This is a genomic window from uncultured Lactobacillus sp., assembly GCF_947367085.1.
Classification (GTDB): Bacteria; Bacillota; Bacilli; order Lactobacillales; family Lactobacillaceae; genus Lactobacillus.
This window is the reverse complement of the sequence record NZ_CANBCP010000001.1, coordinates 83199-95381: the sequence shown is the minus strand read 5'-3', so window position 1 is coordinate 95381 and position 12183 is coordinate 83199. Positions and strand designations below refer to the sequence as shown.

15 protein-coding genes, 1 tRNA gene and 1 pseudogene are annotated in these 12183 nt (G+C 36.0%); 9 read left to right on the top strand and 8 right to left on the bottom strand.

The window, feature by feature from the left end; translation table 11 throughout:
* Window positions 1-342: pseudogene (locus Q0Y70_RS00425) on the top strand (IS3 family transposase); the annotation flags it as partial.
* 95 nt (window positions 343-437) lie between these two features.
* Here Q0Y70_RS00425 and Q0Y70_RS00420 read toward each other — a convergent pair.
* Both Q0Y70_RS00420 and Q0Y70_RS00415 read right to left on the bottom strand, forming a co-directional pair.
* Window positions 438-704 (bottom strand): GlsB/YeaQ/YmgE family stress response membrane protein, encoded by a 267-nt coding sequence (locus Q0Y70_RS00420; protein WP_297815157.1) that lies wholly within the window; start codon window positions 702-704, stop codon window positions 438-440.
* A gap of 49 nt (window positions 705-753) precedes the next feature.
* Window positions 754-918 (bottom strand): CsbD family protein, encoded by a 165-nt coding sequence (locus Q0Y70_RS00415; RefSeq protein WP_297815153.1) that lies wholly within the window; start codon window positions 916-918, stop codon window positions 754-756.
* A gap of 287 nt (window positions 919-1205) precedes the next feature.
* Here Q0Y70_RS00415 and Q0Y70_RS00410 point away from each other — a divergent pair, with 287 nt between their 5' ends.
* From Q0Y70_RS00410 to Q0Y70_RS00395, 4 genes are all read left to right on the top strand, one after another.
* Window positions 1206-2093, top strand: coding sequence for a magnesium transporter CorA family protein (locus tag Q0Y70_RS00410; RefSeq protein ID WP_297815151.1), 888 nt, complete (start codon window positions 1206-1208; stop codon window positions 2091-2093).
* 121 nt (window positions 2094-2214) lie between these two features.
* Entirely contained in the window at window positions 2215-2400 is a 186-nt protein-coding gene (locus Q0Y70_RS00405; protein ID WP_297815148.1) for a hypothetical protein, read from the top strand.
* A gap of 164 nt (window positions 2401-2564) precedes the next feature.
* Window positions 2565-3401, top strand: coding sequence for a DegV family protein (locus Q0Y70_RS00400; RefSeq protein ID WP_297815146.1), 837 nt, complete (start codon window positions 2565-2567; stop codon window positions 3399-3401).
* Window positions 3402-3633: 232 nt separating this feature from the next.
* On the top strand, window positions 3634-5220 hold the full coding sequence (locus Q0Y70_RS00395) for an ABC transporter ATP-binding protein (RefSeq protein WP_297815141.1): 1587 nt from the start codon (window positions 3634-3636) through the stop codon (window positions 5218-5220).
* 45 nt (window positions 5221-5265) lie between these two features.
* On the opposite strand, the gene Q0Y70_RS00390 is transcribed toward Q0Y70_RS00395, so the two are convergent.
* A complete protein-coding gene (locus tag Q0Y70_RS00390) occupies window positions 5266-5973 on the bottom strand; it encodes a YjjG family noncanonical pyrimidine nucleotidase (protein WP_297815139.1) in 708 nt (235 codons plus the stop codon).
* Between the two features lie 177 nt (window positions 5974-6150).
* On the opposite strand from Q0Y70_RS00390, the gene Q0Y70_RS00385 reads away from it, so the two are divergent.
* A complete protein-coding gene (locus Q0Y70_RS00385) occupies window positions 6151-6339 on the top strand; it encodes an AbrB family transcriptional regulator (RefSeq protein WP_297815136.1) in 189 nt (62 codons plus the stop codon).
* An 89-nt stretch (window positions 6340-6428) separates the two neighbouring features.
* Here the strand turns inward: Q0Y70_RS00385 and Q0Y70_RS00380 are convergent, their stop codons facing one another.
* The 4 genes from Q0Y70_RS00380 to Q0Y70_RS00365 form a co-directional block, all read right to left on the bottom strand.
* Window positions 6429-7097, bottom strand: a complete 669-nt coding sequence (locus Q0Y70_RS00380) for an SDR family oxidoreductase (protein WP_297815134.1) — start codon at window positions 7095-7097, stop codon at window positions 6429-6431.
* Window positions 7098-7264: 167 nt separating this feature from the next.
* Window positions 7265-7337: transfer RNA gene (locus Q0Y70_RS00375), tRNA-Thr, on the bottom strand.
* 66 nt (window positions 7338-7403) lie between these two features.
* The gene (locus Q0Y70_RS00370) at window positions 7404-8177 is read right to left on the bottom strand and encodes a DUF975 family protein (RefSeq protein ID WP_297815132.1); all 774 of its coding nucleotides are present in this window, start codon (window positions 8175-8177) and stop codon (window positions 7404-7406) included.
* A gap of 58 nt (window positions 8178-8235) precedes the next feature.
* A complete protein-coding gene (locus Q0Y70_RS00365; RefSeq protein WP_297815129.1) occupies window positions 8236-8886 on the bottom strand; it encodes an NAD(P)-dependent oxidoreductase in 651 nt (216 codons plus the stop codon).
* Between the two features lie 191 nt (window positions 8887-9077).
* On the opposite strand from Q0Y70_RS00365, the gene Q0Y70_RS00360 reads away from it, so the two are divergent.
* Both Q0Y70_RS00360 and Q0Y70_RS00355 read left to right on the top strand, forming a co-directional pair.
* The gene (locus tag Q0Y70_RS00360; protein WP_297815126.1) at window positions 9078-9344 is read left to right on the top strand and encodes an ACT domain-containing protein; all 267 of its coding nucleotides are present in this window, start codon (window positions 9078-9080) and stop codon (window positions 9342-9344) included.
* Between the two features lie 11 nt (window positions 9345-9355).
* Window positions 9356-10699, top strand: coding sequence for a PFL family protein (locus Q0Y70_RS00355; protein ID WP_297815124.1), 1344 nt, complete (start codon window positions 9356-9358; stop codon window positions 10697-10699).
* Window positions 10700-10737: 38 nt separating this feature from the next.
* Here the strand turns inward: Q0Y70_RS00355 and Q0Y70_RS00350 are convergent, their stop codons facing one another.
* Window positions 10738-11367 (bottom strand): TetR/AcrR family transcriptional regulator, encoded by a 630-nt coding sequence (locus tag Q0Y70_RS00350; protein WP_297815122.1) that lies wholly within the window; start codon window positions 11365-11367, stop codon window positions 10738-10740.
* 279 nt (window positions 11368-11646) lie between these two features.
* Here Q0Y70_RS00350 and Q0Y70_RS00345 point away from each other — a divergent pair, with 279 nt between their 5' ends.
* Window positions 11647-12177: a TetR/AcrR family transcriptional regulator gene (locus Q0Y70_RS00345; protein ID WP_297815120.1), complete on the top strand. Its 531-nt coding sequence runs from the start codon at window positions 11647-11649 to the stop codon at window positions 12175-12177.
* The last annotated feature ends 6 nt before the right edge of the window (window positions 12178-12183 follow it).

Sequence of the window (12183 nt, the reverse complement as noted above, 5' to 3'; positions counted from 1 at the left end):
GAAAAACAAGGCATGATTCAATCAATGTCTCGAGTTGGTTGTTGTATTGACAATGGACCCATGGAAGGATGGCAAGGTATTATTAAAGAAATGCGAGTAGTTCTTCATCCTCTAGTGGCTAGTTATGATGAACTTACTGCTTCTATTCATAAGACAATAGATTATTACATCAATGAAGATCCACAAAAGCGATTTAACGGTTTAACTGCAGGTGAAATGCGCAAAGAAGCAATGAAAGGCAATCTTAAGAATTGTCCCATCGCTCCAAATCATCGAATTGAAAAATACTGGCAAGATATAGAGACAAAGAAAATCAAAGAAGCAAAAAAAATCCTCAGCTGATCAATCAGCTGAGGATTAAAAGCTTTATGTATTTCTCCTGTCTACTTGACAGGGAATGTATCACTTTTTGAGTTTTATTTCTATGTATTTTAATGTTAGTCTCTAGCTTTATTTCCATTAATCATTGAGAGAATCCATGATACTAAGATCACTAAGATAATTGCTCCCAATAATGATGGGATAATTGCCATGCCAGCAACTTGTGGTCCCCAGGCTCCAAGCAATGCCTCACCTAAAGATGAACCTACCAGACCTGCAATAATATTTACGATCCAATTCATTGAACCGCCTTTGTGTGTGATGGCTCCAGCAATCAATCCAATTACGCCACCAACGATTAAAACCCATAACCAATGAAGCATGATGATCGCTCCCTTCTTTAACCTAATAGAAGTTTCGTTTATTTAAAAACTAATCTTCTAAATCTTCTTTGACATCGTTAGCCTTGTCTTTTACTTTTCCCTTAGCTTGTTGAGCTTTTCCCTCAAGCTCACGGGCCTTGTCTCTGGTAACTTTACCTTCAACTTCTTTTAACTTACCTGCTACCTTGTCTTTTAAACCGTGTTTGTCATTCATAATAATCTGTCCTTTCTATGGATAGAGTGATAACAAACTTAATTAAGATTATTGGCCAATTTTCTCTTTTAAGTTATGTGTTAATTAAATATTAGCATGCACTTATTATTTCACCTACTCAGACGTTCTAAAAAGTTTCGTCTTAAATCTTTCTTAATAACTTGTTATATACATAAAAACTGCGTTATATCAATAATTTGAGCTTTTTTAAACAATTTGATCTGCACTCATGATATAGTAAGCAAAACTATATTTTTAGAGTATTTTATAGAAAGAACGAAAAAATTATGATAGTAAAAACTTATAGTAAAAATCAATTTATTTTTTTACAAAATGCTCAATCAGAAGAACTAACGATACTTGAAAAGCAATTCAAACTAGATCCAGTTATCTTTGAAAAGTCCAAATCATCAGTGGAAGTATCGCGCTTTTCAGACTTGACCAATACTAACTTAAAAAACGCCTACTTACTTGTCACTTTTGACCTGGAAAATGGGACTGGACCAGTTGAGAAAAAACTGTTTCCAACAATTATGATTTTTAACTTCGATCATTTAATCATTTCTGGAACTAAAATTATTGATCAATTGCCTGCTCCAACAGCTCAAACAAAAATTAGTAACTATATCTTGAAAGTGCTCTTGCTTCAAGCCGATCATTTTCAAAAAAGAATGTTAAAAATCAAAACTGAAATTGATCGTTTAGACAATCTGGCTCGTAAGACCACTTCCACCCAGGCGCTGCGTGATGTAACTGATCTGACTCACGAAATTGTCTATCTTAAACACACCATGAGCGATCAAGATGAGACTTTGAGGGCTTTTTTTGATTATTGTAAAAATAGCAACGCTTCTGATGCACTACTTGACCAGGTTCGAGTAGAACAACGCCGCTTGAATAAAATGATCGATGTTTATGAAGATCTGCTTAATTCAGTCAGTGGTCTCTTTGGGTCGATGATGGATTCACATTTGAATCACTTAATGAAGTATCTTGATACAGTCGCCTTAATTATCTCAATTCCAGCTTTAATTGGTGGCTTATGGGGAATGAATGTTGGCGGCATCCCTGGTAAAACAAGTTCGTGGGGCTTTTTCAGTGTTTTAGTTTTATGTTTGATCTGCGTAATTGCTTCTAGTCTTTATTTACGTAAGAAAAAGTATCTCAGCGATTGAATAAATATTTATTAAGAATACACTCCTACTCTATCTTTCCAAATAAAATTGATCTAAGATATTCCTTAATATAAATAACCTGGTGTCTAGCGCCATATTTTTAATATTAGAGGTAAAAACAATGTTAGGTCTGATTATGACTTTATTTATAATTTGGCTTTTATGGAAATTAGGAATCGGTATTATTAAAATTATCGGTTTCCTATTCTTGGTAGGACTGGCATTTGCATTTGTATCTTACTTAGTCCTGCCAATTCTAGCTTTAGTTCTGGTCGGCAGCTTATTCGGCTTTTTATTGCGGGCCTAGAAAAAATAAAAGCATTCAATTCAAACGCACTGCCTAAGCTACAGGTAGTGCGTTTTAGTTTCACGTGAAACTTTAACTATTCATCATATTTTTTGACACTATATTTTTAATCTTATAGACTAAAGAAAATGTTAGAGATAGATTCATACCGGGAGGTAAGATCAATGACTACAAGAATTATTACAGACTCAAGTGCCAACTTTTCAGATAAAACTATTGATGGAGTTAAACATATCAGTGTCCCACTCTCTTTAGAAGTTGACGGTAAAACTTGGCTCGATGACGAAAATTTAGATCAAGGACAATTTTTATTAGCATTAAAAGAAACAACTGCACGTTCGACATCATCTTGTCCAAACATTGATGCTTGGCTAAAAGCTTATGAAGGTGCCGACGAAATCTTCGTTATTACAATTACGAGTGCCCTTTCTGGCAGCTACAATGCCGCAGTACAAGCCGCTAAGATGTATCACGAGAAAAATCCTAAGGCTAAAATCTTAGTCTTTGATTCTCGTTCAGCTGGTCCACAATTGCAACTGCTTGCTCATAAAATTGCTAGACTAGTTAACAAGAAGTTCTCATTTGAAGAAATCGTCAAAGAAGCTGAAAGTTATCAGCACCACATTGGTTTGATTTTCGTTTTGAAAGAATTAGCCAACCTAGCTAATAATGGTCGGGTTACTCCAGCCGTTGCAAAAATTGCCGATATCTTAAAATTAAATGTGATCGGCACTGCCAACAATAAAGGTGAATTTGAATTATTGGGTAAGGCTCGTGGTGTCAAAAAAGCCGAAGTCAAAATGCTCAAAGATATGATCAAAAAAGGTTATATTGGCGGACGTGTTCAAATTGATCACGTACAAAATTTAAACGGAGCTGAACATTTCAAGGAGTTAATTTTATCTAAGTTTCCAGATGCCGATGTTTCAATTGGTGAATGTGGAGCTTTGTGCAGCTTTTACGCAGAAAATGGCGGCTTGATGGTCGGATACGAAAAATAAATGATTTATTGTGATAATTAAAAAGGTGATCTCTTCTAGCCAAAAACTAGGTCGATCACCTTTTTAATATGCCTTCTTAAAGTCATTTTGCATTAGTTTAACCAATCTAATAAAGATGATTATTAAAAAAATATTTGATTTTTCATTTTTTGTGCTATATTTAACTAATAAAATTAAATTTTTATTAGTTACAGACTTCTATCTTAATTATTACTCAAAGAAGGTAACCAAAATGACTCTCACTTCTTTCTTTAAACGCTTAGTGTCAAAAAACAAAGCTTTATTTCTTGCTACTATCATTACTAGTACCTTTTCTGCTTTAGACGGCATAATTTCACCATACATTATCGGTCAAATCACTAACACGCTTTCCCAAAAACGCTTCAGCAATATCCCAAAGGTCCTAGTCTTATATCTTTGCCTAATGCTCTTTTTGAATATTAATTTTTACCTGTGGCAGTTATTTTGGGGCAAAATCACTAAATCAAGCAACCTCATTTTGAGATCAACAGCTTTTAACAATTTCGCACAAGCTCCCGATTCTAAGAAAATGTCTAACACACTAAACTTTATCAATGTTAATGTTAAACAAATTGAGAGCCAATGTATTGATTCGACAATTATGTTAATTTACTGCATTGAACAAACTATTGTCTCTTTAATTTATATTTTCAGTATTAATGGGATTGCGGCTTTTGTTTTCCTAGTTTGCGGTTTAATTCCAGCAGCTATTCCACGCTTAACTCGTAAGTGGATTCAAACTGGAACTAAGAATTGGAATAAAAGTTACGAAAACTATAATTTAAAAGTAAGTGATGCAGTACATGGCTTTGAAACTATTAGACACGCAAATGGCTTCAATAAATTCAAAGCATTAGTTCAAAATGCCCTGGTGTTAGAAGAAAAGAAATACTTTTTAATGAACTTTCGCCGTAATACTTCTAATTTTTATGCACAAATAGCTTATTCTCTGTCAATGGTAATTTCTCTATCCGTCGGCACTTACTTCGTTGTTCAGGGTCAAATCCTTGTGGGAGGATTAATCTCACTATTTCTAGCTTCTGATCGCTTAACTAGCCCGATTATTTCAATCGTCAATATCTCTAACCAATTGACTTCGGTTAGTCCTCTCTTTAAAAATGAAGCATTAAAACCCGCTCCACAGAAAAGTTTTGATAATTTGAAGTTTACTCATCTACCTGCTCAAGAAAAAATCATTTTTGAAAATTGCGACTTAGGATACGCGGGGCGCGCAATTTTAAACGATATCAATTTTACAATTTCGAAAGGTGAAAAAGTACTAATTACTGGTAGATCCGGGGTTGGTAAATCAACATTGATCAAGACACTACTCAACGAAATACCATTAATCAGTGGTGAGATTTTAGTAGATGAAACTCTAAATCGGTCTAATTTTTTAACGAATTTTGGAATTATCGGACAAGATACTTATATTTTTTCGGATACCTTGCGTTTTAACCTAACTTTGGGAAATGACATCCCTTTAGATAAATTAATTAACATCTTAAAGACAGTGAAACTAGACTACCTAGCAGATGAGAAGCACTTAGAGATGGTAATTGGAGAAAAAGGATTATCACTGTCTGGTGGAGAAAAAAGAAAAGTAGAAATAGCACGGGCACTTTTACATGACAAGCCGATCTTACTTGTCGACGAAGGCTTGTCAGGACTTGACGAAAATAGTAATCATGAGATCTTCTCGCTTCTACAAGGACTTCATCAAACAATAATTGAAATTGAACATGCAGTTAGTCCTGCAGAAAAAGAACAATTTGATCAAATTATCAACTTAAAATAAAAAAAAGGTGATTTCTTCTAGCTCAAAACTAGAACGATCACCTTTTTAATATACCTTCTTAAAGTCATTTTGCATTAGTTTAACAAATTGTGGGTAATTTTCAACTTCAAATAAGGGATGCAGATTCAAGTTATTTTCACGATGGCGATGATTGTACCAGATACTATCAAAGCCATATTTTTCAGCACCTAAAATATCTGATTGTAGGCCGTCACCAAAAAAGACAGTTTCAGTTGGTCCAATTTGGGTATGACTGAAGAAATAATCAAATGCATGCGGATCAGGCTTAGAATAATGTGCTTCTTCAGAGGTCACAATGAGGTCAAAGTACTGCTTAATTCCGGCCAATTCTAAGCGATGACGCTGCATGTATTTTTCTCCATTGCTCAGTATCGTCAACTTGTAGCCGGCCTTTTTGGCATAGATCAGGGTATCTTCTACACCAGGCAATAATTGATGCGCTTCGCCAAAAAATGATCGATACTCGTTCATTACTGCATTTCCATCAACTTCTATATCAAGATTGTCTTTCAAAAAGTCATGAAAGGTCATCTCACTCAGTTGCTCATAATTGATCTTACCTTTTTCTAGATCACGCCATAAACCTTGATTATAACTATGATAGCGGCGCTGTAATTCGTTAGACAGCGGCCAATTATGGGAATTAAACAAAGAATGCAGGGCAAAATCTTCCGTTGCTGCAAAGTCGATCAGGGTGTCATCGACATCAAAAATTATTTGTTTATACTTCATTTCTCAACATTCCTCCATATCAGTGGTAATAATGATTATAACAAAAATGGCCATGTAGAGGATAAAAGATGAATTGGAAGATGTTTATAAGAGATATCATTTTTCAGCTTTAGAAAATTGTAGTCTGCGTTATTACATGATATGTTTATGTAATAACGCAATTGGAGGTCGATAATGATGATTGATAAGCCTTTAAAAGATGAAACGAAGATGTTTAAAGCAGGCAATTCATGGAGCTTTAGGGTTACAAGTAAAGATCGAAAATCTTTTAAGAAACTCGAAGCGGCTGATCCTTCAGTAGACGCCTTCATGGATGAATTTTACAAAAAACATGGTGATCTGATGAAGGAGTTAGAAGATAAATAATGTATTGTCTTAACAAACAGACACTGATTAAAATTAATGAATCTGCAATTTAGCGATACAAAAAGATCCAGCCTTTCGACTGGATCTTTTTAAATACTTGCTAAAGCCTCATCAATCGGTTCATCCCCACTACTCATCAAAATAACCTGATGAATTGTGTTGTCATAATTCAAAATATCGGCCAAAGTCTGGGCAACGTCAGCAATTGGATTAGAGCTAGACTTTCTTTGGTCATTAATACTAATTCGACCAGTTCCAGCTTCTTCACTCAAGTTAGATGGCTGCAAAATCGTATAGTCCAAATTAGTATTGCTTACTAAATAAGTGTCCGCAAAGAACTTAGCAATATTATAATTGGTGAATTCATCACGCGTTTCAGAAGATGGAATGATTGATAAAACTTCTTCCCATTTTTCTGGCTCTAAGGCATACAAAGAACTCAACATAATAAAGCGTTTGATTCCATCTTTTTCGGCTGCTTGCATCACTTTAACAGCCCCCATCGCATCAGTTTGGAGCAAATCGCGTCCGCGTGAGCCAGCGACAAAGTAAACTGCATCCATTCCTTGCATTAACTTGGCAATATTTTCGACACTGTCATGCAAGTCAATCTTCACAGCTTCAACATGTTCGTTTTTAACGACTCTTTCAGGATGACGAGCACCAGCTTTTACATCGATATCTGCTTTTACCAAGTCCTTGATCAATTCCGTTGCCACGCGGCCGGTAGAACCAACCACAAACACTTTTTTAGTCATAATTATCAGCCTCCGTTTTTATTTGGATTAAATTACTATATTTCAATCCAATCTTATCATTAATTATCTTACTTTTGTTTAGTAAGCACTTGATAAAATATTTTTGTAGATTTCATCAGAATATATGCAAAAAAAGATCCAGCCTTTCGACTGGATCTCTTAAGTTATGCTGACTAAAGGATTCGAACCTTCGACCTCATCATTACTAATGACGTGCTCTGCCAACTGAGCTAAGTCAGCATCAACATATAATAGTATATCAGATGCGGCCAAAAAAGCAAGTATAAATTTTATTCTTTATTCAGTTTAATAATCACCATTAAGAAATTTGTCGCCAGCTAACTCGCGATAAAAGTTTGCGACGGTTTGACGATAGTAAGGTTGAATGTAGAACGAAGCAATCCAACATGCTACAGCTGTAATAACCGTAATTAAAACGCTCATCGTGTATGATTCAACATTTATCGTGAAAAATACTAGACCAATCACACCAATAATAAAGTACCAAATATTAAATGATAGCCACAAAATAAACAAATCCGTCTTATGGCCCTTCATCAGCTTACGTGATTGTCTAATTGCTTCAGTAAAACTCATTTTATGATGAGCATCAATCATGTCTTTCATAATATAAGGCGTCATCGAGTAAGAAAAGCCCTTAATGATGCCTGGAATGATTAGCAAAATCGTCCACAAACACAGGAAAATATTTACTAAAATGCTTGTAATTAGCGTTCTAAATAAATATCCATTGGTAAATCCTGCAAAGATTGCTTTAAAGATATTGGGCTTTTTCCCGGTATCTCTAAAAGCTAATTGTGAATAAATAACCCCGTAACTAATTACTAAAGCAGCAAGTCCGATAATGAAACCAATCAAACCTACTCCTGATTGCTGCCACCAAAACAAGTGCAGCATTTTTTCGTCAATTTCAAATCGACCTGTCCAGATCCAATTATTAATCGCCGTTACAATATTAACCAAAATTGGTGGTAATATCCAAAGGCCGATCACCCATAGCCAACTGCCTTTCAATTGGTCACGAGCCATTTGTCGTAGTTGCGTGCGAGTAGTTTGCATCTTTTGTCCTCCCTATTTGATCTAGCATCTTTAGTATAGATCAAATCAGGGGGGAGAGCTACTCTTTATTTACAACGGTGATTCTTTCCTTGCTGTGTTCAGGATACAAAATTTCGTTAACAACTAACTTAGCCATCGTGCCGTTAGTAACCTTTGATTCGCCATTTTCGTCATAAAGCAAGTCGTCGCCACCGAGCTCATAAGCCGTTGCAGGACCAGCTTCGTATGTTAATGATGGAGAAATGCCCAGCCAGTCAACGTCGTCTACTCCATTTAAGTAGTCGAGCTCTTTGACTTGTTGTTCAGGAACATTGATCCAGTCTTTGGCACCTGGCATTTGTGCGATGTCTTTTACAACTAAGTGGTGGTCTTTTCCTGTGCGCAAACTACCTGCACCGAGAATAAAAATCACCCTAATCTTATTTTTACGAGCTAAATCAATTAACTTTCTTGCCAAAATTAGCTGATCACCTGCTTGTGCAGGAATTGTGCCAAATGCATCTACAATTACGTCGAAGTTTTTAAACATACTATCGTTCATTGTTAATACATTACCAATAACTAAGTTAGCATCATCGCCCAAAACGCGGTGAGCTTTTGCTTCATTTCTAACAATCCCTGTTACTTGTAAAGTAGGATTTTGGGATGCTAATTTATAAATTGCACTTCCAGCCATGCCAGAAGCACCAATAATTCCAACTTTTGTCATATGCGGTAGGTCCTTTCTATATTAAAATAGATTTCTCATCCCTAGCATAGCATCTTTTAGCCAAAACTAGTTCTTTAAAGCACTGTCAGATTGATCTTTTTACAATAGAATCTAGGCTTTGTCTTGTTTTACACTATTTTTTTCAATAGAATCTAAAGTTAATAGCTATTATTTTTAATAAAGGAGATCATATGAAAGCAATTCTTACTGTATTAGGCAAAGATAAGGTTGGCATCGTTGCCAAAGTTAGCCAGCTCTTAGCCGAAAATGATATCAACATCTTAGACGTTTCTCAAACATTAATGGCAGACAACTTTGTCATGATGATGATGGTTAATGTGCCCCAAGAAAAAGATTTTGCCAGTTTAACTAGCAAATTCACTGACTTAGGTAAAGAACTTGGCGTTGAAATTAACTTGCGTAATGAAGAGTTATACGACGCAATGCATCAACTTTAAGGAGAAGGCACATGGACGCAAATCAAATTTATGAAACAAGCCAGATGCTATCTAGTGAAAACCTAGACATCCGAACAATTACCATGGGAATTTCTTTACTTGACTGTATTGACAGTGATAGCACACGCGCTTGTCAAAAAATCTATGACAAAATCACAACTAAAGCTAAAGACTTAGTCAAAGTTGGTCAGCAAATCGAACAAGAATACGGCATCCCTATTGCTAACAAGCGTGTCACGGTCACCCCAATGTCGCTAATTGCGGCTGCTAGCACAGATAACGACTACGTCAAATATGCCAAGACCTTAGATCGCGCAGCCCAGGAATTAGGAATCGACTTTATCGGAGGTTTTTCTGCTTTAGTTGATAAAGGTTATCAATCTGGCGATCGCATTTTAATTAATTCTCTACCCCAAGCTCTAGCTGAAACTAGTTTTGTCTGCGCTAGTGTTAATGTCGGCTCTACCAAAAGCGGTATTAACATGGATGCAGTTAAGCAAATGGGACAAGTTATCGTAGATGCTTCAAAACTCGACATGATGACCAACGCCAAGTTAGTTGTCTTTTGTAATGCGGTTCAAGATAATCCATTTATGGCAGGAGGTTTTCATGGAGTAAGCGAACCCGACGTTGTCATTAATGCGGGAGTTTCTGGACCCGGAGTAATTAAAGCGGCTTTAGAAAAAGTCAAAGGCCAGCCAATGGACGTTGTTGCTGAAACTATTAAACAAACTGCCTTTAAAGTAACTCGCATGGGACAATTAGTTGGAAGCGTCGCTGCTAAAAAGCTCGGCGTCGGTTTTGGAATTGTCGACTTGTCACTTGCTCCAACAGCTGCACCTGGTGATTCAGTCGCCGAAGTTTTAGAAGAAATCGGCGTTTCTCAAGTTGGGACTCATGGCACAACTGCTGCCTTGGCTATGCTTAATGATGCAGTTAAAAAAGGTGGAATCATGGCCTGCAGCCACGTAGGTGGTCTTTCTGGGGCTTTCATCCCAGTTTCTGAAGATGCAGGTATGATTAGTGCCGCTGAAAATGGCACCCTTAATATCGCCAAATTAGAAGCAATGACAGCGGTTTGTTCAGTGGGTCTGGACATGATTGCCATCCCTGGTGATACTCCTAAAGAAACTATCAGTGCAATGATTGCAGATGAAGCCGCAATCGGAATGGTTAACAGCAAAACAACTGCAGTGCGCGTAATCCCAGTTCCAGGCAAAGGAGTTGGAGAAGATGTCGAATTCGGTGGTTTGCTTGGACACGCTCCAATTATGGCTGTTAACCCAGCTCCAAGTGATCGTTTAATTAATCGTGGAGGATTAATCCCGGCACCAATTCACAGCTTCAAAAATTAAATACATAAGAAAAGGATTCGTATTAAAACGAATCCTTTTTAAAATCCATGTGTAGATACATCATATGGTGACTTTAGAATCATTGAAAGAATCAGCTCTTTGGCATCTCTGATTGCCATTTCATCTGAATGTTCTAACCAAAAAAGTAGTGGTCCCACAAAGCAAAACGCATACCATTTTGATAGCATTAGCAATTTAAACTTCTTTTGCTTAAGAATATCTTCTTGACCGTATAGCTTAAAATAGTGTTCCATCAACAGCTTAACTACTTGGGCAGTCATTTCAATTAATTCAGATGTAAATCCTGGATCTCCCTTATCAGAAGTCAAAACAGCTAAAGTACTTTTCTTTTCACTAAAATATTCCACAATTTCAGTAGTATTCTTATCAACAAAAAGTCTAATATCTTTTTTATTAGGTGGAAATTGCAGTGTCCGCAACTGGCGAGCATCATTGTTCAAAGCAGTCCGATATTCTTTTAGCAATTCGGCTTCTATATCATCTAATACCTCGTTTTTATCAGAATAATATTTATAAAAACTAGATGATGAAATCTCTGACTTCTCAATAACATCCTTATCTTTGAGGCGGTAGAGCGGGATCTCTCTCATTGAGGCTATTAATCCTTCTTGAATTCGATTCTTTGTATTCAAAATTCGGATATCCATTCAATCATCCTTACTTATTACTTATCTCCAATACATTTTGCCTACTGTCTTAGAATTTTATACTATGTTGGGTCAAGATGACACCTTTTTTATTTTATTGTACAGTTGCTCTTGTTCTCGGACACATTGTCCACTTACTATAAAGACTATCGTTAATTTTTCAGCTCTGTTCAACATTGATCTATCTGCGCCGTATTCAAGTTTTCGCCTTATTTTCCATATACAAATCTGCTATTGTTTAACTAGCGGATTGTACCTAGTAGACAGAAAGATAGAAAAATGGGCAGAACTCAACGATTCACAAAAAATAAAATATTGAATACAGCCTATGATTTATTTAATGAAAGTGGCTGTAAAGACTTAAAAATCAGATCAATTGCTAAGGCTTGCCACAGTTCGGTTTATCCCATTTACAGCCTTTTTATTTCTCAAAAAGAACTTTATGATGCCGTAATAGATCTAGCTTTTCATCGGCTCAAAATTTATTTAGAGACATTCATCCCTCTATATTCCACCTCAAAAATTGGCACGAATCTTCAATTTGCACGCGCAATTCAAAAAACACCTGGGATTGTTAAAGAGGTTAACCAGGGAAATATGGAGATAATTAATCGTTTAGTAGCGGTAGCCGAACCATTTTTTAGTGAAATCCCAGAACTGCGTGATCCTAAGCGCCTAGAAGTTCATTTAGTATTAATTATTTCAGTAATCAGTGCTTATAAAGCCAGCAATAATACTTTAACATCATTTGATTTTAACGAAATTATGAAAGATATGAGTACATATCTAGAGCCTAAAATTTCAATATAAAAAAGA

What these genes read in the sequence shown, in the direction of transcription:
- Q0Y70_RS00420 (WP_297815157.1), bottom strand. Translation starts at nt 704, where the DNA reads ATGCTTCATTGGTTATGGGTTTTAATCGTTGGTGGCGTAATTGGATTG.
- Q0Y70_RS00415 (WP_297815153.1), bottom strand. Translation starts at nt 918, where the DNA reads ATGAATGACAAACACGGTTTAAAAGACAAGGTAGCAGGTAAGTTAAAA.
- Q0Y70_RS00410 (WP_297815151.1), top strand. Translation starts at nt 1,206, where the DNA reads ATGATAGTAAAAACTTATAGTAAAAATCAATTTATTTTTTTACAAAAT.
- Q0Y70_RS00405 (WP_297815148.1), top strand. Translation starts at nt 2,215, where the DNA reads ATGTTAGGTCTGATTATGACTTTATTTATAATTTGGCTTTTATGGAAA.
- Q0Y70_RS00400 (WP_297815146.1), top strand. Translation starts at nt 2,565, where the DNA reads ATGACTACAAGAATTATTACAGACTCAAGTGCCAACTTTTCAGATAAA.
- Q0Y70_RS00395 (WP_297815141.1), top strand. Translation starts at nt 3,634, where the DNA reads ATGACTCTCACTTCTTTCTTTAAACGCTTAGTGTCAAAAAACAAAGCT.
- Q0Y70_RS00390 (WP_297815139.1), bottom strand. Translation starts at nt 5,973, where the DNA reads ATGAAGTATAAACAAATAATTTTTGATGTCGATGACACCCTGATCGAC.
- Q0Y70_RS00385 (WP_297815136.1), top strand. Translation starts at nt 6,151, where the DNA reads ATGATTGATAAGCCTTTAAAAGATGAAACGAAGATGTTTAAAGCAGGC.
- Q0Y70_RS00380 (WP_297815134.1), bottom strand. Translation starts at nt 7,097, where the DNA reads ATGACTAAAAAAGTGTTTGTGGTTGGTTCTACCGGCCGCGTGGCAACG.
- Q0Y70_RS00370 (WP_297815132.1), bottom strand. Translation starts at nt 8,177, where the DNA reads ATGCAAACTACTCGCACGCAACTACGACAAATGGCTCGTGACCAATTG.
- Q0Y70_RS00365 (WP_297815129.1), bottom strand. Translation starts at nt 8,886, where the DNA reads ATGACAAAAGTTGGAATTATTGGTGCTTCTGGCATGGCTGGAAGTGCA.
- Q0Y70_RS00360 (WP_297815126.1), top strand. Translation starts at nt 9,078, where the DNA reads ATGAAAGCAATTCTTACTGTATTAGGCAAAGATAAGGTTGGCATCGTT.
- Q0Y70_RS00355 (WP_297815124.1), top strand. Translation starts at nt 9,356, where the DNA reads ATGGACGCAAATCAAATTTATGAAACAAGCCAGATGCTATCTAGTGAA.
- Q0Y70_RS00350 (WP_297815122.1), bottom strand. Translation starts at nt 11,367, where the DNA reads ATGGATATCCGAATTTTGAATACAAAGAATCGAATTCAAGAAGGATTA.
- Q0Y70_RS00345 (WP_297815120.1), top strand. Translation starts at nt 11,647, where the DNA reads ATGGGCAGAACTCAACGATTCACAAAAAATAAAATATTGAATACAGCC.